The organism is Streptosporangium minutum (assembly GCF_002149035.1).
Lineage (GTDB): Bacteria > Actinomycetota > Actinomycetes > Streptosporangiales > Streptosporangiaceae > Streptosporangium > Streptosporangium minutum.
On record NZ_NGFP01000114.1, the window covers coordinates 1 to 20,369 of the forward strand.

Here is a 20,369-nt window from a genome sequence, read left to right on the forward strand (position 1 = left end):
GGCTATGGGTGGGGACGGGAGCGAGCTCGCGCCGGCTCGGGGGCTGCTGGCCGAGTCCACCGGCTGGCTGCTCAACGGTGCGGCGCGTGAGGTCACGTCGGAGCTGGAGGAGGTGCTGAAGGGTGACGACCTCCGCTGGCGCGACTACGGCGTGCTCGGCGTGCTCGAAGCGTCCGGCCCGCTCTCGCAGCAGGAGATCGGTCGGCGGCTCGCCGTCGACCGGTCGACGATGGTGCACATCATCGATGTCCTCGAGCAGCGCGGGCTGGTCGCGCGCGGCCGTGACCGGGCCGACCGGCGGGCCTACTCGATCGAGCTGACCGACGCCGGGCGCGCCCTGCTCGTGGAGGTGCTCCATCCGGTGACCGCCGCGGTCCACGACCGCGTGATCGGCAGGCTGACCCGGGAGGACCGTGCTCATCTCAACCGGATCCTCGCGAAACTGGCGGGCGGGGCCTGAGCCGGTGCTATATGAGTGTTTACGAATGATCTGATGTCTGATAGTTTGTAAATATACATATCCATGGAGTCGGGCAAGGGTGGAGTAGCCCGAAGTCGCCACCCTGCGTGAAAGTACATGGCCGGGAGGTGAGCCATGGACATTTCCGTCATCGGTGTTTCGGCTGAAGCCGAAGAGCTCTACCGATACTTCCTGCGGCACCGTGGAGAGGGGATCGGCTCGGTACGGCAGGCGCTCAGCCTGGATCCCGACACGATCGAGGCCGCGGCCGAGGTGCTGGGCCGGCTGTCCCTGCTCGACCTCACCGACCGTCACCGCGTGGTGGCAACGGAGCCGAGGATCGGGATCGAGCGCCTCGTCGAGCAGCGCCTGGATCAGCTCAACATGGAGATCCGCCGCGTTCTGGCGGCGCGCGACGCCATCGCCTCCCTCGTGGAGGACCAGCGGCACGGCGAGAACTCGACGCCGGTGCTCGACATCGAACGTGTGGAGGGCCTCGACCAGGTCCGGCAGCGACTCGACGACCTCGGATTCTTCTCCTACAAGGAGACGCTGTGCCTGCATCCGGGCGGGCCGCTCTCGCGGGGTGCCATCGAGACGGCGCTCCCGCTGGATACGCGCTCTCTGCGCCGTGGGCTTGCGGTAAAAGCGGTTTATCATCCTAAAGCACTTGACGATCCGTTTATGGCGGCATATTTGCGTGATGTCGTCAGCCTTGGCGGGCAGATTCACATTACAGAAGATCCCATGGACCGCATGCTGATTTTTGATCGCAGCGTAGCGGTTGTGCCGATAAATCCGAAGGAGAGCTCGCGGGGCGCGCTACTCGTACGGGAACCCGGCCTGGTCTCCCAGTTGGTCACCTATTTCGACGGCGTGTGGCAGGCCGCCACCGATCTCCGTGATTTCACCGAGCCTTCCAGCGGCGCGCCACTGCTCTCCGATCTGGAGAAGCGGGTGCTCGCGGTGATGGCGACGGCCGACAAGGACGAGATCGCCGCGCGCGAGATCGATGTCTCCGTCCGGACGTACCGTCGTTATGTCGCGGACCTCATGGCGCGGCTCGGCGCCGTCAACCGCTTCCAGGCCGCCCTGCGCGCCAAGGAGGAGAACTGGATCTGACAGAGCCGCCGACCGGCCCGCGTCGTGGTCCTCACGGGATCGGCGCGCTCCCGGCCGGCACCGGGGGAGCGGGCTCCACGAGGGGCGGCGGGGATCAGGGGGCGTTCTTCCCCGGTCCATGACGGCCCAAGGTCAGGACGTGGCAGCCCGCGAGCTCCCAGTGGCTGATCGCCGGGTCGGTGAGAGCCTCGACCGCTTCGGCGCGTATCTGCGCGCCGGTCACGTCCTCATCGGTGTGGACGCGGATCACGACGTCTCCGGTGGCCTGCCTGAGGTCCTTACGCCATCTCTCCGGCAGAAGCGCCAGGATCCGGATCCCGTCGACCGGTGAATCGCCTACGGGCTCTCCTGCGGTCCGGCGCATCGTCAACTCGACCAACATGGCTGGATGCCTCCGCCTAGTCCCGGGTGGCGCCGGCCGGGCCGACGCGGAAGGGGCACCGGCGGCGACGGCACATCGGATGATACCGGAGGCCGGCGGCTCGGACACGGCGCCGCCGCCGGGGCGGCCGGAACGGCCGGAGGCCCGTCCGCCGGCCCCGGGCGCCCGCACCCGTCCCGGCGGGCGGCCGTCTCCGCGCATCAGCGGGAAGCGGCCGTGTGAAGCCGCTCCGGCGGGGCCGATTTCCACGGTGCTTTCATGGAGTTTCACGTGCGAAGGCACGGATGAATATGCCGGCGCGCGATTGGTTCCGGCCTTTTTCCCGAGCCGGGCCATCGGCTGGGAAATGCCGGTCCGTCACAGCGGGGAAATCGTCTCCGGACGGCCTGCGCGGCTGCCCGCCGTTCCGTGCCGCCGGGTGAAAGCACACTCGGAGATGACAGGAGGGAGGCAGGGGCATTTCACTGGGTGTGGATTAGAGGAGATGATCTGATGCTGGTGAGCGCGACCGGCGGTACTGGATTCGTCGGTGCCCATTCGGTTGCGGCGATTGTGGGGATGGGCCACCGGGTCCGCATGCTCGTCCGCGACGTGTCCAAGGTGAAGCGCGCTCTGGCGCCGCTGAACGTCGACCTCGGCGCCGTCGACGTGGTCATCGGAGATGTCACGGACGCGGACAGCGTGGCCCGCGCCGTACGCGGCGCCGACGCCGTGCTGCACGCGGCGTCGGTGTACTCCTTCGACAGCAGGCTCCACATGAGAATGCGGCAGGTCAACGAACGGGGCACGGAGATCGTGCTCGACGCCGCGCGGCGGGCGGGCGCGGACCCGATCATCCACGTTTCCAGCATCGTGGCGATGTTCCCGGCGCGGGGACAGGTGATCCATGAGGACTCGCCTGTCGGCCGGCCTCGCGAGACGTACATGGCGAGCAAGGCCGCGGCTGAGGTCATCGCACGCCGGCACCAGGCCGAGGGAGCCCCGGTGGTGATCACTTACCCGCCCGCCCTGCTCGGCCCGGACGACCCGAATCTGGGTGACCAGAACGCCCGGCTCCGCAGCGTGCTCCGGGGCCTGACGCCTCTGTGGCCTCTGGGCGGGTTCCCGGTCGGCGACGTGCGGGACACCGCCGCGCTGCACGCCCGGCTGCTCGCCTCACCGGGTGACAGGCCGGGCCGCCACTTCGGGCCGGGCCGCTACCTCTCCACACGTCAGTACGTGGAGGCGCTGCGTGAGGTCACCGGACGCGCACTGCCGACGATCTTCCTTCCGGCTCGGGGGATGATCCCGGTCGGGCTGTTCGTCGACCTCGTGCAGCGTGTGTGGCCGTGGCACATCCCAGCCGAGTACGGAGCCATCTACACGTGTGCCTGCGCCACGCGGCCGGCCGAGGGCGTCAGCACCCATGGGATCAGTCCACGGCCCATCGCCGAGACCGTCGGCGACACGGTGCGCTGGCTGCGCGAGAGCGGTCACCTGTCCGCTCGGCAGGCGGGTTCGGGCCTGCCGAGCCTGTCGTCTGTAACAACGCAATGACGGGAGATGCCCCCATGAGCGAGCGGACCGCCCGGAGGGCCGGGGCCTTGAGTAACGAGGGGGAGAAACGCCGATGAGCACCTCGGAGCTCGATTTCATTCTCGTTCCCCTGCCCACGCCGACCGAGGAGGGCGTCAACGGCCGTCCGGACGAGCACGCGAACGGGCGTCTCCACGCGAAGCCACCGGCCCCGCAACCGCAGGTCCGGTCCATGAGCCTGCTGCGCGAGCAGCGTGAGCGACTACGCGAGGGAGTCCTCGCCGGCCGCCGCCCGGCGGTCGACCGGCAGCACGCGCTCGGCAAGCGCACGGCGCGGGAGCGGATAGACCTGCTGCTGGACGAGGGGTCGTTCACCGAGATCGACATGTACCGCCGGCACCAGGCGCACGGCCTGAGGATCGAGGAGCAGCGTCCGCACACCGACGGTGTGATCACCGGGTCCGGCACGATCCACGGCCGCCGGGTGTTCCTCTACGCCCAGGACTTCACTCTCTTCGGCGGGTCGCTCGGCGACGCGCACGCATCGAAGATCCATAAGGTGATGGACCTGGCGATCTCCACCGGGTCCCCCTTCATCGGGCTGAACGACAGCGGGGGCGCCCGGATCCAGGAGGGGGCGATGTCCCTCAACGGCTACGGCGGGATCTTCCAGCGCAATGTCCAGGCTTCCGGGGTGATACCGCAGATCAGCGTCGTGCTCGGGCCGTGCGCGGGGGGAGCCGCCTACTCCACGGCACTGGCCGACTTCACCTTCATGGTCCGCGACACCGCTCAGATCTACCTGACCGGGCCCGACGTCGTCGAGGCGGTGAGCGGCCAGCGGGTCACCCACGCCGAGCTCGGCGGCGCGGAGGTCCACGGCGGCCGATCGGGTGTGGCCACGTTCGTGCACGACGACGAGGAGAGCTGTCTTGAGGACGTGCGCTATCTCGTCTCGATGCTGCCCGGCAACAATCTGGACCTTCCCCCGAGCGCGCCGTCCCGCGACGCGGCCACGGATGTGAGACCCCGGCTGGCCGAGATAGTCCCGGTCGAGCCGAACAAGTCCTACGACATGCGGCAGGTCGTCGCCGAGCTGGTGGACGACGGGGACTTCCTCGAACTGCATGAGAACTGGGCGCCGAACGTCATCTGCGTGCTGGCCCGGATCGACGGTGACGTGGTCGGCGTGGTCGGCAACCAGCCCATGGTGATGGCCGGGGTGCTGGATGTCGCCGCGGCGCAGAAGGCCGCACGGTTCGTGCGGTTCTGCGACGCCTTCAGCATCCCGCTGGTGACGCTGGTCGATGTGCCCGGTTTCCTGCCGGGCACCGATCAGGAGCACGCGGGGATCATCCGGCATGGCGCCAAGCTGCTGTACGCCTACTGCGAGGCGACCGTGCCGCGGATCCAGGTCATCCTGCGCAAGGCGTACGGCGGGGCCTACATCGTGATGGACTCGCGCTCCATCGGCACCGACCTCTCGCTGGCGTGGCCGACGAACGAGATCGCGGTGATGGGCGCCGAGGGCGCCGTGAACGTCATCTTCCGCAGGGAGCTGGCCGCCGCCGCGGATCCCGCCGAGCTCCGCTCGGAGCTGGTCGCCGAGTACTCCGAACAGCTCGTGCACCCGCACTACGCCGCCGAGCGCGGCCTGGTCGACGACGTGATCGACCCGGTGCAGACGCGGTCCGCGGTCGCCCGGGGGCTGGCGATGCTGCGCGACAAGCGCAAGCAGCCGCCGCAGCGCAAACACGGGAACGTGCCCCTGTAAACACGGGAACGTGCCCCTGTAGACGGCGGCCGACGCCGACTGACCGCGCCGGCTGACCGCGCCGGCTGACCGCGCCGGCATGAGAACCGGCGCGGCCGGTGCCCGGCCGCGCCGAGGATCACGACGCCCACCACCGCTGAGGCCGCCGACGGCCCCACGCTCCTACGGGCCTCCCGTGTCGTCTCCGGGCACCCCGTGTTGCGCTCCCGCACCGCCTCGCGCTCCCGCACCGTCTTGTGCACCCCGCACCGTCTCGTGCACCCCGCACCCCGCACCGCGCCTCCGGGCACCCCGTGCGCCGTCCTCCGTGCGCCCGTGCCGTTCTGTAACCCTCAGTGGCGTCTTCCGGACCCCCGCCACCGTCCTGGTGGCATCCCTGGGCCTTCCATGCCGCCTCCGGGCCCTCCCTGACGCCCGCGTGCCTTCAGGGGGCCCCGTACCGCCCGCGCCGCCTCCGGGCCTTCCCCGGCGCCCGCGTGCCTTTGGGGCGTCCCCGTACCGCCTCCAGTCTGTCCGGTCACCGTCGGACGGGTGGCTGTCGCGTCCCTTGTCCCGGAAGGCGGACGGCTGCCGCCCGGCACCGCCACCGGCGGTTGGCCCCTTCCTGCCCGGTACCCGCGGGCCGTCCGGCGGCCGTCTGGCAGGAAGCGGCCAGCGGCAGGCAACTTGCTGCCTTTGATCTGCCTGGTCCACGGGCTGTGGAGAGCGCAGAGTTGGTTGTGCGAGAACAAATAAACAGCCCGAGAAAATGGACCAGGAAATGAAGATCCCAATCTTCTCCCCAAGCGGTTTCAATGTCACCACAACATTTTCGGCAACAACTGCCGCCGGCGCCGTCTCGTGTTCCGCCGTAATCGGCGGCCACTCCGCGCCGGCCGCCGCGGGCGATCCGTGGAACGCCGAGCCGCAGGTCGCGGCCTCCGGTGCCCCATGGAAGTCCGCGTCCGCTGACGGCACTACCTGAGATTAGGAGGAGGTATCCACTCATGTTGGTTGAACTGACGATGCGGCGGACCGGAGGAGAGCCGTCAGGTAATTCGCCGATCGACGGAATCCGGATCCTGGCGCTTCTGCCGGAGAAATGGCGTAAGGACCTCAAGCAGGCCACGGGAGAGATAGTCATCCGTGTCCAGACCGATGAGGACATAACAAGTGAGCAGATCTGCGTCAGGGTGGTTGCGATTCTCACCGACCCGACGGTCAGCCACTGGAAGCTCGCGACATGCCACGCATTGACCACTGAGAACCGCGAATCAAAGGAGGCAACCCATGATTACTCCCGTTTTGCAGACTGGAGAGTGCAGCGTGTGGTGGGCGGACCCACGGGATCAGCCGACCGACGTCCTGACCAGCGTGCTCAGTGGAACTGAGCTGAAGCGGGCCTCGACCTACCACCGGGATCAGGATCGGCGCCGCTTTCTCACGGCGTGCTGGCTGTTGCGCACCACCGCGGCGGCCCAGCTCGGCGTCTCTCCCCCGGACGTCGTCGTCGAGCGGCGGTGCCCGGACTGCGACAAGCCGCACGGCAAGCCGTACGTCCGAAGCGCGGGGATCGAACTGCACGTCTCCGTCTCCCACGCGGGAAACCGGGTCGCGGTGGCCTTGAGCACCGCCGGGGCGCTGGGGGTCGACGTGGAGGAGGTGCCCACCGGCCCGGTCGACGGGCTCGCGCAGTGCGCGCTGTCGCCGGCCGAGCTGGCGGTCCTGCAAGCGCTCCCCGAGCACAAGCAGAACGCTGCTTTCGCCCGCATGTGGGTATGTAAGGAAGCAGTCCTCAAGGCGACCGGCCACGGGCTGCGGATCCCTCCGGACCAGGTCGAGGTCAGCAGTCCACAGGAAGACCCAGCGCTGCTCGGCTGGCCGCTGGACATCCATCCAAGTACGGTGCAAATCCACCCCCTTGACCCTGGTGGGGGGTACGCCGGCGTCGTCGCGGTCATCGCCGGCGACCTCCCGATCACAGTGTCGGAGTCGGACGCCCTCGACCTTCGCCTGATCCAGCTCTCCACCGCGGTGAGCATGGCCGCCTGACAACACTTGACTGGACCGGTAAAAGGCTGCTGAATGAATGTGGAAAGTCACGGACGGCAAGGTGGCCGGCCTGCGGACATAATGTGCTTGTAGGTCCGATTTCTGCATTATTCAAGGCAGCCTTAGAGTAAAGGAGAGGAAGCTGACCTGCCGTGAAAAATCATTTTGTTCTGATCCCCGGCCCTTGGATGGGCGCCTGGGTCTGGGAGCCGGTGACCTGCGGCCTGCGCACGCTTGGTCATCATGTCCGCCCGATCACGTTGTCGGGACTGACCGCCCCTGACACCGATGTCTCCGGTGTGGGCCTGGCCACCCATGTGGATGACGTGCTGTCACTCCTGGAGGCCGACGACCTGAGAGACGTCATTCTCGTGGGGCACAGCTATTCGGGCATCGTGGCCGGTCAGGTCGCTGACCGTGCCCCCGGCCGCGTGGCGCGCACCGTGTTCGTCGAAGGGTTCCTGCCCCATGACGGTGTGTCGATGCTCCAGGCCTTCCCGGAACGCCAGCGTGCCGGTGAGCTCCAGTTGATCGACGAGAACCGGGGCCGCTGGCCGGTCCCGGACGCCACGGTCGTGGCCGACGGGCAGGATCTGTCCGCCGATCAGGCGCGGTGGCTGGTGGAGCGTTTCGTCGGCCATCCCGGGCGCACGCTGTCCGAGCCGGCCGTCCTGACGCGGCCGCTCGCACAGCAGCGGGCAAGTTACGTCATGTGCGAGATGGAACACTTCGACGGCAAGGTCTCCGACGACGTCGCGGCCATGCGCGCCGAGCCGAACTGGGACTTCCACACTCTCAAGACCGGCCACTGGCCGATGGTGTCGGCCCCCGAGCAGCTCGTCGCGCTGCTCGCCGACATCGCCTCCCAGCAGAACTGACCGGGTGAGGAGCCCGTCCCGCGGAGATCGCGACGTCGCGACGGCACCGCGCGCCTCTCCCGTCCGATCCCGCCTTCCCGCCGGCGACCGACACGCTGTCACGGACGCCGGCGGACGCCTGACCCGAGGCCACCGCCCGGTGGCGGTCACCGATCCGCCCAGGTGCCGCCGGCACGCGGACGCCGGTGTGGACGTACCGGCACGGGCCCCCGGCACAACCGTCGAAGCGGTCCGACGCGGGCTCGGCATCCGATCCGCTGTGAACCCGGTCCGCCGCAGGTCCGGTGTCCGGCCCGCCGTCGAAGCGGTCCGCCGCAGGTCCGGTGTCCGGCCCGCAGGAGGCTCAGCGTCCGCCCTGGCCGCCCGCCAGGGACAGCGCCGGCTGCCCGTCGAGGACGACGGCGACCCGCGTGACCGAGGTCTCCTGGTGGCCGCGCGCGCCGCTGACCATGAACTCGTAGATGTGCCCGCGCTCGGCGGGCAGTTCCAGGCTGTCGGCGAGTATCGGCAGCGGTGATCTCTGGAAGCCCTGCCCGGCGGTGACATCACGCCAGTAGAGCCAGTATCCGCTCGCGCCGAACACGTGCGGCCACGAGACGCTGATGGACGAGCCGTGCGAGGTGGCGGCGATCCCGGTCGGCGGGGAGATCACAAGCGGGTCGGCCGTACGGGGGACCGGGTCGAGGAAGCCGATCCGACCGTGACCGAACACCGACGAAAAGCTGTCGGCGAACGCTTTAGCGATCTTGAACTCGCCGACGCTGTTCGGGTGGAGACCGTCGTAGGTGTCGCTACCGGGGTCGTAGACGCTGTCCAGGTCGACGAGGACGACCGCCGACCGAGCCGTCGACATCGCCGCCAGTGTGGACGGCAATCCCTCGTTGTACGCGGTGATGACATCCGCCAGGCCGGGGCTGGAGTCCAGCGGTGTGCGATGCACGACATTGGCGACCAGGAACTGGACGTTCGGGTCGGCGTCGCGGGCCCGTCGAACGAAAGTCCCGAGGTCCGCGGTCAACCGTCCGGGACCGGAGACCCCCCAGGCCAGGTCGTTGAACCCGAGCTCGACCATGAGGTGGTCGGCCCCGTGGGCGGCGACGGCGTCCCGGATGTTGTCCTTGGCCTCGTGGAGCAGGCGGCCCCATCTCGCGTAGTGCCTGCTGTCGCCGAAGTCGATCCCCGGGCGGTAGCGGCCGTTGTGGACGGGGGCCGCCGTGCGGGCCGGACAGTCACCCGGCTGGCTCGCGGGCAGTACCGAGGTGCCCGTCTCCGGCCCGACGAAGCGGACCGGGAACCCGTGCTTGCCGAAGTTCCGCGACAGCCGGTACCGCCAGGTGTAGTCGCCCTCCAGGCCATGGCTGATCGAGTCCCCGACGATCATTATGTTCGGGTCTGTGCCTGGGATGGCATGCCTCCGGAGTCGATGGGGGATGTGAACGGACCGGCTGGCTCCGCCGCCCGTCGCCTGCCGGTCGGCTGGTCCCGCCATCCGTCGTCTGCCGGGCGGGCGCGCCCCGTGTCGCCGGGCGTCACCCGCCGTCTGCCGTCTGCCGGGCGGGTGCGCCGTGTCGCCGGGCGTCACCCGCCGTCTCCTCACGCGTGCGCGGGGGCGCAACCGCACTGCATCGCGGCGCGCTCGGACGCGCGGGGGCGCCGGTGGAGGACCATCGCCACGACCATGGGCAGGAAGACGATCGCGTTGTAGAACAGGTGAAGTTCCACCCGGGGCACGATGAGCTGAATGATGCTGGTCGGCGCGGGACGGCCCAGCAGGTTGGAGCCGGTGAGCGCCTGCAGGAGCAGGAGCAGGTGCTCGAAGTGGTGCCACACCTGGATTCCGAGTGACAGGTTCCACCATGTCCGCGACCTGCCGGCGAAGCCCTTTCTCAGCAGGATCAGGCCGATCAGCATCAGCAGGGCGTAGCCGTAGTGCATCCACTCGGACTTCACGAGCCAGGGGAACGGCACACCCAGCACGCCGCGCGCCTCGGGGAGCGGCCAGCCCAGGACGTACAACTGGATCGCCTGGACGACGTGCTCCGCCCAGTGGGCCACGACTATCGCCAGGTAAAGACCCAGCGCCGCCTTGTGATATCGGCTGTTGAGAGCTGATATCCGAATGTGGGAATGACGAGCCGGAGCTGTCTCGGTTGCCATGGCGGACCTCGATCCCAAGAATCACGACCGTCTGTTCGCCGTGCATTTCACGGCGTGGTGGGCTATGCCCTCGCCCCGCTTTTTCCGCGGCGGCACTGTAAAGCTGAATGCCTATTCTTGTCGGCAGGTCAGGACGGTGTCTTCTTGGAGTTTGCTGTCTTTCCCGATGCCGTTTCACCGGGCTGCCGGGGGCGGGAAGGCGCCCCCGGCGCCCCCGGCGCCCGCGGGATCCGGGATCTCCGGCGGAGGCGCACACCGTGGAGTTCCGGCGGCCGGCGCCTCCGGAGGGAGGTGAGCCCGCGCCGCGTCCTCCCGTGGCGAAAACACCGGTGGGACGCGTGGGGCCTCGTAGAATGACCCGATGGTTTCCCCCGAGAGCGGTCCCGAGGTGAGCGACGCGCTGCGAGTGCTGCACCGCGTCTTCGGCTACGACTCGTTCCGGGAAGGGCAGCAAGAGATCATCGACCACGTCGTCGGCGGCGGTGACGCGCTGGTGCTCATGCCGACCGGTGGCGGCAAGTCGCTGTGCTACCAGATCCCCGCCCTCGTGCGGAACGGCGTCGGCGTCGTCGTCTCACCGCTCATCGCCCTCATGCAGGACCAGGTCGACGCCCTGACGGCTCTCGGCGTGCGGGCGGGGTTCCTCAACTCCACGCAGGACCACGACGAGCGCCGTCAGGTCGAGTCCGCCTTCCTGGCAGGTGAGCTGGACCTGCTCTACCTGGCGCCGGAGCGCCTGAGGGTCGACTCGACGCTGCGGCTGCTCGAACGCGGCACGATCTCCCTGTTCGCCATCGACGAGGCGCACTGCGTGGCCCAGTGGGGGCATGACTTCCGGCCCGACTACCTCGCGCTGTCCGCGCTGCACGAGCGCTGGCCCGCCGTGCCCCGCATCGCCCTGACGGCGACCGCCACCGAGGCCACCCACGCCGAGATCGCCTCCCGGCTGAACCTGGAGGAAGCCCGCCACTTCGTGTCGAGCTTCGACCGCCCGAACATCCAGTACCGCATCGCGCCGAAGAACGAGCCCAAGCGGCAACTGCTCAAGCTGCTGCGCACCGAGCACCCCGGGGACGCCGGCATCGTCTACTGCCTGTCGCGGTCCTCGGTCGAGAAGACCGCCGAGTTCCTGGTGCAGAACGACATCCCGGCGCTGCCCTACCACGCGGGGCTCGACGCGCGCACCCGGGCGGCCAACCAGGCGCGGTTCCTGCGGGAGGACGGCCTCGTCATGGTCGCCACCATCGCGTTCGGCATGGGCATCGACAAACCCGACGTGCGGTTCGTCGCCCATCTCGATCTGCCCAAGTCCGTCGAGGGCTACTACCAGGAGACCGGCCGGGCCGGACGTGACGGCCTCCCCTCCGTCGCCTGGCTGGCCTACGGGCTCCAGGACGTCGTGCAGCAGCGCAAGATGATCGACACCTCCGAGGGCGACGAGACCCACCGGCGACGCCTGGGCACCCACCTCGACGCCATGCTCGCCCTCTGCGAGACGGTCGAGTGCCGCCGCGTGCGCCTGCTCGCCTACTTCGGCCAGGACAGTACGGCGTGCGGCAACTGCGACACGTGCCTGACGCCGCCGGAGTCGTGGGACGGCACGATCGCCGCGCAGAAACTCCTGTCGACCGTGCTCAGGCTCCAGCGCGAGCGGCGCCAGAAGTTCGGCGCCGGCCAGATCATCGACATCCTGCTCGGCAGGAAGACGCCGAAGGTCACCCAGTTCGACCACCACTCCCTGACGGTGTTCGGCATCGGCACGGAGCTGGGCGAGGCCGAGTGGCGCGGCGTGGTGCGCCAGCTGCTGGCGCAGGGCCTGCTGACCGTCGAGGGTGACTACGGCACGCTGCTGCTCACCGAGGCGAGCGCCGAGGTGCTGAGCCGGCAGCGCCAGGTCCTGCTGCGGCGTGAGCCCGAGCGGGCGGCGCGCACCAGATCCGAGCCGTCGGCACGGGCCGGCGGGGCCCGCCGCGCCGCTCCCGCCGACCTGCCCGAGGAGGCCGTGCCGGTGTTCGAGCGGCTCCGCGCCTGGCGCTCGGCCACCGCGAAGGAACAGGGCGTGCCCGCCTACGTGATCTTCCATGACGCGACCCTGCGCGAGATCGCGACCGGAGCCCCGTCCTCCCTGGCCGAGCTGGGCGAGGTGAGCGGTGTCGGCGAGAACAAGCTGGCGAAGTACGGCCGGCAGATCCTGGACACCCTCATGCTGGACGACGTCGAGCCCGATCAGGCTCTCACCCTTCCCTGACATGGCCGGCCGGTTCCCGTCAGGATGTGGCCCTCCTTACGGGAACCGGCCGGGGCTGTCTCGCGCGGCCCCCCGACCGGCGCGTTCAGAAGGTGGCGCGAGGCCACCGGTTCAGGAGGCGGCGGACCACCAGGCAGCGGTGTCGGGCTCCAGGATCGCCTGGAGCCCGTCGCAGTGCGTGTCGCCGCTGGACAGCAGCAGCGTGCCGGGCGACTCCAGGACGACGGGATCGGCGCTCAGGTTGACCGTGCACAGCAGTCCCGGCTCGCGGGTGAAGAAGAGGGTGTCCGGCGGCGAGTCCAGCCACCGCATCGTCCCCCTGCCCAGGGCGGGGTGGGTACGGCGCAGCCGCACGGCGTTCCGGTACAGGTTGAGGAAGGACCCGGGGTCGCCGAGCTGCGGGATCACCGCCTGCCTGCCCCACTCGCGGGGGATCGGCAGCCAGCTCGGGTCGGCTCCCGGCGGGGAGAAGCCGGACGACGACTCGCCGTACGCCCACGGGATCGGCACGCGGCTGCCGTCCCGGCCGCGGTCCGCGCCGGCCGTACGGAAGAAGATCGGATCCTGCAGCACCTCGTCGGGAAGATCGAGGACCTCCGGCAGGCCGAGCTCCTCGCCCTGGTAGAGGTAGACCGAGCCGGGCAGCGCCATGGTGAGCAGGGTGGCCGCACGCGCGCGCCTCGCGCCTTGCCGTCCTCCGCCGTAGCGGGTGACGTGGCGCACCTGATCGTGGTTGGACAGCACCCAGGTGGTGGGCGCGCCGACCAGGTCGGTGGCGGAGATCGAGGCGTCGATCACCTGGCGCAGCGGGCCGGCTCCCCAGTCGGCGGCGAGGTAGTTGAAGTTGAAGGCCTGGTGGAGCTCGTCGTTCCGGACGTAGTTGGCCAGCCGGGCGGGGGAGGGCGGCCACACCTCCGCCACCCCGATGCGCTCACCCGGGTAGGAGTCGAGCAGCTGCCGCCAGGAGCGCAGGATCTCGTGCACGCCGTCCTGGTCGAAGAAGGGCAGCGGGGCGCGGCCGAGCAGCTTCAACTGGCCGGTGAATCCGGCGTCGGGCAGCCCCTCCGCCTTGACCATGCCGTGGGCCACGTCGACGCGGAACCCGTCCACGCCGATGTCCAGCCAGAACCGCATCACGTCCTCGAACTCGGCGCGGACCTCGGGGTTGTCCCAGTTGAGGTCGGGCTGCTCGGGCGCGAAGAGGTGGAGGTACCACGAGCCGTCGGGCAGCCTGGTCCAGGCGGGCCCGCCGAAGCTCGACTCCCAGTCGTTGGGGGGCTCGGCCCCGTCCTGCCCGCGCCCCGGCCGGAAGACGTAGCGGTCCCGGGCTCCGGGCTCGTCCCGGAGGGCCTCGGCGAACCAGGGATGCTCCGAGGAGGTGTGGTTGGGCACGATGTCGATGAGCACGCGCATGCCCAGGCCGTGGGCCTCGCGGACGAGTGCGCGGGCGTCGTCGAGGGTGCCGAGCCGGGGGTCGACGGCGCGGTAGTCCGCCACGTCGTACCCGCCGTCGTTCATCGGGGAGGGGTAGAACGGGGTGAGCCAGAGGGCGTCCACACCGAGGTCGGCAAGGTAGCGCAGGCGGCTGCGCACCCCCAGCAGATCCCCGACGCCGTCCCCGTTGCCGTCGGCGAAACTGCGCACGTAGATTTCGTAGATCACGGCGTCGCGCCACCATTCGGACGCCGGGGACGCGGACGGGACGGGTGACGGGGCGGCACACGGGGCGACGATCGGTTGCGTCACTTGTGCTCCTTGCGGGTGGGGACATCAAGCCCGGCTGTGTGGGGACTCCGGCGGGCCGTACCCGCTGCCGTGGAGGATCGGTGATCTCTGCGATCACGTACATGCATGTTATGCATTCACGTTACATAGTCGTCAAGGGGGTGTAACCGGGGATTCGCGGTACTCCTCCGGAAATCCCGCGTCCGCGCGGGGCCCGTACCTGTCCGAGAGTCGTGTCCGTCCGGGGCCGTACCTGCCCGGAAATCCCGCGTCCGCGTGGGGCCGTACCTGCCCGGGAGCCGTGTCCGTCCGGGGCCGCGACCTGCCCGGGACCGGCCGTCGGCACCGGGCATGGAGTGGATCTCCGCGCCGGGCCGGGAGTGGATCCCCGTGCCCGTTTTCACTCACGTCACAGGCGTGACTACTCGTTTCACGAACAAGCTGCCGACATTCTGGAATGATCGCGTCCATATCCTGTCGGACATCGAGACTGACGGACAGTGACTGATGCCCCCCATCGATCAAATCACCGCCTTCACGTCGGACCACCCGGTCGGAACGGTCGTCATCTGCGTGGTCGCGCTGGTCCTGCTGGGCCTGGCCTATCTCGCGCTCCGCGCCGTCTACCGCGCCGGTAACCGCTTCTTCCACCGGTTCGTCGCCCCCCGCCCGGCCGAGGACATCCTCACCATCGTGGCCGCGAGCATCGCCACGGGTGTGTCCGCCCAGGGCATGTGGCGCTTCTCCGGCGACGTGCTCGGCTTCGACGGCCCCCTGAGGCTCCTGCTCTTCGCGTTCATCGAAGTCGCCGTGATCACCAGCGCGGTACGGGCCCGCCGCAACATGAGGGAGAACTACTCCGCCGGCATCGACGGCATCGCGGTCTGGACGCTCACCGGGCTGTCGGCGGTGCTGTCGAGCATGGACGCCCGCAGCCTCGCCGAGGCCGTGTTCCGGCTCGCCGCCCCGCTGGTGGCCGCGTGGCTGTGGGAGCGGGGCATGGCGATCGAACGGCACCGCATCACCGGGCGCGCCCGCATCAACTGGCGGATCACCCCCGAGCGCATGCTGGTACGGGTCGGGCTGGCCGAGGCCAGCGACCGTACCGCGAGTGAGGTGGACGCCCACAGGAGGCTGACCCGTGTCGCGCTGGCGGCCAAGCGCGCCCGCGCCCTCCGCGAGGCCGGCGCGTCCGACCGGAGGATGCGCGCGGCGCTCACCAAGCTGGACCGGGCGATGGACCAGGCGGTGGAGCACACCGGGCTGGCGGTCGACGCGGGCCGCCAGGAGGCGCTGCTGTCCCAGATCGGAGCGCTCTACAACACCTCCGCTCTGATCGACCTGAGCCCGCCCGTCCCGTGGGCCCCAGAGCCCGAGGGGCCGCGCGTCTCCCCGGCCCTGCCCGCCGCCGGGTCCGCCGGGTCCTACGACGAGGACGAGGACGAGGAGGAGGCCGAGGTGGTGGAGACGGCCCTGCCGGTCGTCGACACGGCGCAGCGCGCGGCCCTGATGCGCGCGGCCCGGGAGTACTGGGACAAGCAGATCGAGCGTAAGTTCGTTCCCCGCGCCTCCGACATCGCCCACGAGACCGGCATCACGCTGGCCACCGCCCGCGAGTACCGTGCCCTGTGGAAGCTGGAGCCTCGGGCGCACGCCCTGATAGAGGCCGCCTACAACGAGCACGGGATCGTCGACACCGGCACCTTCCCCGCCATCGAGACGCCGGAGCGTGTCCTGACGGTGAACGGCTCGTCGCCCGCCCCCTGAGGCCGCCGCCTTCCACCCGCCCTCCGAGGCCTCCGCCGGTCGCCCGCCGCCGGTCGCCTGCCGCCGGTCGCCTGCCGCCGGTCGTCCGCAGGCTGCCGTCCGCCGTCCGCCGTCCGTAGGCCGCGAACCGCAGGCCGTCCGGCTCCTGAGGCTCCCCGCTTCCCGCAGGCCGTCCGGTCCTCTGAGGTCGCCCGGCTCGCCGGGGCCCTCTGGGGCCGGGCGCCCGTGGCTCCGGTCTCCGGGCCGGGGGCGGGCCGTGGCCGGAAAAACAAAGGGCCGTATCCGGCCGGATTCTCTCGATGACGCGCATTTCGAATTACCGTGGTCGAGAATGTATCCGTGGGCCGTGGACGAGGGCCCAGAGGAGGTGTGGTGATCTGGCTGCGGCGGCTTGTCCAGGACCTGAAAATCCGCCAGAACGTCGATGCCCATGTCGTGACCGTCGTCGTGTTCTCCTTCGCCGTTGTATCGATCTTCGGAGATGTGGTCCCCGATCAGTTGAAATGGGCGGCGCTGCTTTCCGGAGTGGGAATTCTGGTCTACCGGCTCACATTGCCGGAAGAGCGTCCGGAGGTCTCCGCGAGCATTCTGGGGGACAGGTCCGCGTTCGACTCCGTGCCGCTGTCGTCGGCCCTGGCCAATGCGCGTGACGTGCGGATCTTCGCGCCGTCCGCGGTGAACCTGCTCTCCGCCCACACCTGCGAGACCCTGCGCAGGACCGTGCTCGCCCGTGCGGGCGGATCGGTCCGTGTCGTGATTCTCGACCCGGCGGAGAAGGCCGCGGTGCGGATGGCGTCCAAACAGCTGGACGATTCCGTCGAATTCCCGATCCAGAGACTTCCGGCCGCGCTGTCCAGCGCGGTCGAACGGCTGGACCTCATGAGTGGGTGGGAGGTCGAGGGGAGTTTCCGGTATCGGCTCCTGTCATACAGTCCTGGATTCAGTATCGTGCTCATCGACCCGGACAGTTCGAAGGGCCGGGCGATCGTCGAAATCCACGGTTTCCACAATCCCTCGACCTCGTCGCGAATGCATCTGGAGCTGAACCGCGCGCGGAACGAGCGCTGGTACTCCTACTGGGTCCGGCAGTTCGACTACATCTGGCGGGAGGCCACGCAGGCGGACGTCAGTTCGGCTGCGGAAGCAGACGACGGGCCTGCTCCCGCAGATGCTCGGGAAGGGCGGGGTCGTCCGCTCTGATGGCCCGGGCCGCCAGGTCCGCGCCTGCCACGGCGTTGCCGAGGATGACGCGGATGCGGGCGGCCCGGAGCAGCACGGGGCCGTTGCTCCCGGCGTTCGCGATCGCGTCGGCCGCCTCCTGCTCCGCGGCGTCGAAGCGGCCGGCCAGGGCCAGCGCCAGCGCGCGGGCCGCCAGGGTCGCGGGCTGCTGGTGCTGGCGGACGAGATCGAGGTCGCGGAGCGCGGCCACGGGCTGGTCCAGGTCGGCGAGGATCACCCCGCGAAGGGCCAGGGCGTCCAGCAGGGAGTCGCCCCCGACGGCGAGAGCGCCGTTCAGGACGATCAGGGCCGAGCGCGGCTGCCCGACGTGCCACAGCGCCTGCGCGAGGGCGGTCTGCGCGGACATGTCGCTCGGCACTCTCGCGACGGCGGCGCTGAGCGCGCTCACCGCCGTGGAGTAGTCGCCCAGGCTCAGTGACAGGCGGCCCTTCGCGGCGAGGACCCGGCCCACGCCGTCGGCCCGCTGCAGCACGGCGAACATCTCCGCCGCCGCGTCGTAGCGTCGCCACGCGGTCTCCGGATCCCCGGTGCCGACCGAGACGTCACCGAAGATCGCCTCAGCCTCGGCGCGTACGCCCAGGTCGTCGAACTCCGCCGTGCGCACCGCGTCCTCGGTCAGCTCCCGCGCGTGGGTCCACTGGGCCTTGGAGAGGGCGGTCCGCGCGGCCTGGAGGAACGTCTCGGGGTCGGTGTCCCGGATGGCGGCGATGAGGCGATCGTGCTGCAGTTCGTACCAGCGCGCGCCCGCCCGGTACTCGGCCTTGAGGATGTGACAGTCCTCCAGGGACCTGACCACGGCGTTGGGCATGCCGGAGGTCTGGTGCAGCCCCTCGTAGGCGGTGCCCCGGGTGCCGTGCTCGGTGATGAAGGTGCGCTTGAGCCAGGACCGGATGCTGCCCTCGGGCACGTTGTGCCGTTCCGCGACCTCCCCCAGCATCCGCCGGCAGAAGCGCGCCAGGAAACGATCGACGTTGGCGTGCAGCCGTACGTGGTCGACGGTGATCTCGTGGACGTCCGGCGGCAGCGACTCCCACAGCGCGGAGCAGACCACCTGGAGCTGGACCGGTTCGACACCGCTGACCCTCAGCACGGTCTTCTCGCCCTGCTCGCTGTGGATCGTCACGGTCTGCAGGTCGTCCACGAGCAGCTCGGCCCCGTTCTCGCCGAACCTGCGGTCGGTGCCCTCCAGCGGCCGGCGGGTGGCCTCCAGTGCGGCCTCCCGCCGGAAGGGCAGCAGGTGGAACCAGGAGCGGGACCCCTGGCCCAGCACGCGTTCGAAGGGCACGATGGAGGCGAGGTACTCCTGGCGCATCGACAGCAGCAGGCGCAGTCCCGTGTGCGCCTGGAGGGCGTCGGCCAACTGGGCGACGAACTCCTCCAGGTCGGACTCCCGGTACGGGGCGCCGGTGAACATCTCCTCGGCCTGGTCGATGGAGATGAGCGTCGGGACGGGGTCGTCGTAGCGGTCGACGCGCGAGGGCCGCCGGTCGAGGTAGTCGCGGACCGTCAGGTCGGCGAGTTCGGCGGGCGGCGCGGCGGACCAGGAGGACAGCAGGCTCAGGACGTAGACGCTGCGTACCGGCGCGGTGGTGACGAGGAGAGCCGGATCAGGGGCGATCCGGCCCACCGGCAGGAGGTCGACGCGGTCGGAGCCGAGGAACGGCAGCACCCCCGCGTGCAGGAGAGAGGTCTTGCCGACGCCGGAGGCGCCGTAGAGCACGGTCAGCCTGTCGGCCTGCCAGAGGGTGGCGATCTCTCGCGCCTCCCGCTCGCGGCCGAAGAACAGGTCCCTGTCCTGCTGCCGGAAGGCGCGCAGCCCGACGTACGGCGGCTGGCCCGTCTCGTTCTGCACGTGGCCCGCGGAGGTCATGCGTCCGGTCCCAACCGGCGCCGCAGCTCCTCGCAGAACTGGGCCGCGGTGCCCCAGAAGATCGAGATACGCCATCCCGTGTCCAGGTAGCGGACGAGGTACTGTTTCGCCCGCTCCTCGGCCTCGGCGATCGGCGTGTTCACCGGTGGCAGCAGCTGCACGCTCACGTGGCGCCGCAGCTGGACGGCCGGTATGGCGCGGAGCAGACCGTGGAAGAGCACGCGGAACGTCCAGTCCTGCAGGCTGTAGCCGATGAACAGAAGGGAGCGGGTGGTCATCGCGCGCAGGACGGAGATGGGGATCAACGTCCGGTTGCCGGACGCCTGGGCCGCCGCCACGTTGGCCAGATATTCGAGGTAGTCGTCTTCGATGAGAACCAGGGACGAGGGTTCCGCCCAGCTCCCGTGGAGGTGGTAGACGAGCGGCTCCTCGACCGAGGGCTCCGGCAGCTCCGGCGTTTCCTGGGGATTGCGGTCGGCCCAGGAACATATCGCCCTGTGGGCCGTCTTGCCCGCGCCCCCCAGCGCCTCCACCAGGAAGTTGTCGTAGTTCGTGGTGAGGAAGACCTTCAGCTTGAACTTGGCCAGGAGCGCGTGAGGCTCGCCGGCATGGCTGAAGTCCGGCAGCCCGTGCGACCGGAGGTATTCGCAGATCTGCTCTTTGAGATAGACCGGGTCGCCTTCCAGCACCGCCGCGTACTGCATCACCCGGGCGAGATCGTGGTCATCAGGAAAAGGGTATTTGTAGCTATTTGCCCATTTTCTGCTGAGTTCGGAGCCGGTCGGAAGGGTGCCATAACAGGCACCCGCGCCGAGAAAGGGCGTGCAGTCTCCGCCGCGGAGTTGGTCGATCAGTCGCCGCCAGTCCGCGTCGTCCACGACACCGCCCTGGTTATTGGTGGAAGGTCCCTTTGTGACACCTTGTCTCGCACATCCAGGGCGGTGCCGTCAAGTCTCGCTAGATTGACGATGTGAATCCGGCGACCGGGCCGGTGTCCTCCTCGCTAAGCAACCGGCGCAGTGCGAGCGCGAGGCTGGACTCTCCTACTTCGTCGAGGTCACTCAGTCTTATGTCGGTCACATCAATGAGGTCTGTGCCGAAATCCGTAGCTTGCTCACCCACCTGGGCTCCCTGGCTCCTCAAACATCTTGACGCCTACATCCTTCCATGTTATGAAGTCACCTTCGACCGCGGGGTAGAC

17 protein-coding genes are annotated in these 20,369 nt (G+C 69.5%); 10 read left to right on the forward strand and 7 right to left on the reverse strand.

The window, feature by feature from the left end; genetic code table 11:
- Together CA984_RS23615 and CA984_RS23620 are read left to right on the forward strand one after the other, a co-directional pair.
- The coding region (locus tag CA984_RS23615; protein ID WP_133061758.1) for a MarR family winged helix-turn-helix transcriptional regulator at positions 1-460 on the forward strand (460 nt) is incomplete at its 5' end.
- Between the two features lie 135 nt (positions 461-595).
- Entirely contained in the window at positions 596-1,582 is a 987-nt protein-coding gene (locus CA984_RS23620) for a helix-turn-helix domain-containing protein (RefSeq protein ID WP_086575756.1), read from the forward strand.
- A gap of 94 nt (positions 1,583-1,676) precedes the next feature.
- Here the strand turns inward: CA984_RS23620 and CA984_RS23625 are convergent, their stop codons facing one another.
- On the reverse strand, positions 1,677-1,964 hold the full coding sequence (locus tag CA984_RS23625; RefSeq protein WP_086575757.1) for a hypothetical protein: 288 nt from the start codon (positions 1,962-1,964) through the stop codon (positions 1,677-1,679).
- 492 nt (positions 1,965-2,456) lie between these two features.
- Here CA984_RS23625 and CA984_RS23630 point away from each other — a divergent pair, with 492 nt between their 5' ends.
- The 5 genes from CA984_RS23630 (at position 2,457) to CA984_RS23650 (ending at position 8,162) form a co-directional block, all read left to right on the forward strand.
- The gene (locus tag CA984_RS23630; protein WP_086575758.1) at positions 2,457-3,500 is read left to right on the forward strand and encodes an NAD-dependent epimerase/dehydratase family protein; all 1,044 of its coding nucleotides are present in this window, start codon (positions 2,457-2,459) and stop codon (positions 3,498-3,500) included.
- Between the two features lie 73 nt (positions 3,501-3,573).
- Positions 3,574-5,253, forward strand: a complete 1,680-nt coding sequence (locus CA984_RS23635) for an acyl-CoA carboxylase subunit beta (protein ID WP_086575759.1) — start codon at positions 3,574-3,576, stop codon at positions 5,251-5,253.
- 986 nt (positions 5,254-6,239) lie between these two features.
- Entirely contained in the window at positions 6,240-6,623 is a 384-nt protein-coding gene (locus CA984_RS23640; protein WP_207621003.1) for a hypothetical protein, read from the forward strand.
- Positions 6,607-7,284 (forward strand): 4'-phosphopantetheinyl transferase family protein, encoded by a 678-nt coding sequence (locus CA984_RS23645; protein ID WP_165781381.1) that lies wholly within the window; start codon positions 6,607-6,609, stop codon positions 7,282-7,284. The genes CA984_RS23640 and CA984_RS23645 overlap by 17 nt, the downstream gene beginning before the upstream one ends.
- A 152-nt stretch (positions 7,285-7,436) precedes the next feature.
- Positions 7,437-8,162, forward strand: a complete 726-nt coding sequence (locus tag CA984_RS23650) for an alpha/beta fold hydrolase (protein WP_133061759.1) — start codon at positions 7,437-7,439, stop codon at positions 8,160-8,162.
- 343 nt (positions 8,163-8,505) lie between these two features.
- Here CA984_RS23650 and CA984_RS23655 read toward each other — a convergent pair whose 3' ends face one another.
- On the reverse strand, positions 8,506-9,543 hold the full coding sequence (locus tag CA984_RS23655) for a GDSL-type esterase/lipase family protein (RefSeq protein WP_165781382.1): 1,038 nt from the start codon (positions 9,541-9,543) through the stop codon (positions 8,506-8,508).
- 212 nt (positions 9,544-9,755) lie between these two features.
- A complete protein-coding gene (locus tag CA984_RS23660) occupies positions 9,756-10,217 on the reverse strand; it encodes a hypothetical protein (RefSeq protein ID WP_242676129.1) in 462 nt (153 codons plus the stop codon).
- 463 nt (positions 10,218-10,680) lie between these two features.
- Here CA984_RS23660 and recQ point away from each other — a divergent pair, with 463 nt between their 5' ends.
- Positions 10,681-12,567 (forward strand): DNA helicase RecQ, encoded by a 1,887-nt coding sequence (recQ, locus tag CA984_RS23665; protein ID WP_086575764.1) that lies wholly within the window; start codon positions 10,681-10,683, stop codon positions 12,565-12,567.
- Positions 12,568-12,678: 111 nt separating this feature from the next.
- On the opposite strand, the gene CA984_RS23670 is transcribed toward recQ, so the two are convergent.
- A complete protein-coding gene (locus CA984_RS23670; RefSeq protein WP_086575765.1) occupies positions 12,679-14,313 on the reverse strand; it encodes a glycoside hydrolase family 13 protein in 1,635 nt (544 codons plus the stop codon).
- A gap of 486 nt (positions 14,314-14,799) precedes the next feature.
- Between CA984_RS23670 and CA984_RS23675 the strand changes: the two genes are divergently transcribed.
- Together CA984_RS23675 and CA984_RS23680 are read left to right on the forward strand one after the other, a co-directional pair.
- Entirely contained in the window at positions 14,800-16,059 is a 1,260-nt protein-coding gene (locus CA984_RS23675; protein WP_086575766.1) for a hypothetical protein, read from the forward strand.
- Between the two features lie 372 nt (positions 16,060-16,431).
- Positions 16,432-17,259 carry a hypothetical protein gene (locus tag CA984_RS23680; protein ID WP_086575767.1) on the forward strand — a complete coding sequence of 276 codons (828 nt, stop codon included), beginning with the start codon at positions 16,432-16,434 and terminating at the stop codon, positions 17,257-17,259.
- Here CA984_RS23680 and CA984_RS23685 read toward each other — a convergent pair.
- The 3 genes from CA984_RS23685 to fxsA all read right to left on the reverse strand — a co-directional run bounded on the left by CA984_RS23685 (position 17,186) and on the right by fxsA (position 20,290).
- Complete coding sequence (locus CA984_RS23685) at positions 17,186-19,168, reverse strand: nSTAND1 domain-containing NTPase (RefSeq protein WP_086575768.1); 1,983 nt, start codon at positions 19,166-19,168, stop codon at positions 17,186-17,188. The two genes, CA984_RS23680 and CA984_RS23685, sit on opposite strands and share 74 nt — an antisense overlap.
- Positions 19,165-20,046, reverse strand: a complete 882-nt coding sequence (locus CA984_RS23690) for an SIR2 family NAD-dependent protein deacylase (protein ID WP_165781383.1) — start codon at positions 20,044-20,046, stop codon at positions 19,165-19,167. The genes CA984_RS23685 and CA984_RS23690 overlap by 4 nt, the downstream gene beginning before the upstream one ends.
- A 79-nt stretch (positions 20,047-20,125) precedes the next feature.
- Positions 20,126-20,290, reverse strand: a complete 165-nt coding sequence (gene fxsA / locus CA984_RS49330; protein ID WP_012893353.1) for an FxSxx-COOH cyclophane-containing RiPP peptide — start codon at positions 20,288-20,290, stop codon at positions 20,126-20,128.
- Positions 20,291-20,369 lie beyond the last annotated feature (79 nt).

Bases quoted from the DNA above. Each gene is read 5' to 3' on its own strand.
- CA984_RS23685 (WP_086575768.1), bottom strand. From the start codon at position 19,168: ATGACCTCCGCGGGCCACGTGCAGAACGAGACGGGCCAGCCGCCGTAC.
- CA984_RS23620 (WP_086575756.1), top strand. From the start codon at position 596: ATGGACATTTCCGTCATCGGTGTTTCGGCTGAAGCCGAAGAGCTCTAC.
- CA984_RS23635 (WP_086575759.1), top strand. From the start codon at position 3,574: ATGAGCACCTCGGAGCTCGATTTCATTCTCGTTCCCCTGCCCACGCCG.
- CA984_RS23655 (WP_165781382.1), bottom strand. From the start codon at position 9,543: ATGATCGTCGGGGACTCGATCAGCCATGGCCTGGAGGGCGACTACACC.
- CA984_RS23630 (WP_086575758.1), top strand. From the start codon at position 2,457: ATGCTGGTGAGCGCGACCGGCGGTACTGGATTCGTCGGTGCCCATTCG.
- recQ (WP_086575764.1), top strand. From the start codon at position 10,681: ATGGTTTCCCCCGAGAGCGGTCCCGAGGTGAGCGACGCGCTGCGAGTG.
- CA984_RS23675 (WP_086575766.1), top strand. From the start codon at position 14,800: ATGCCCCCCATCGATCAAATCACCGCCTTCACGTCGGACCACCCGGTC.
- CA984_RS23640 (WP_207621003.1), top strand. From the start codon at position 6,240: ATGTTGGTTGAACTGACGATGCGGCGGACCGGAGGAGAGCCGTCAGGT.
- CA984_RS23625 (WP_086575757.1), bottom strand. From the start codon at position 1,964: ATGTTGGTCGAGTTGACGATGCGCCGGACCGCAGGAGAGCCCGTAGGC.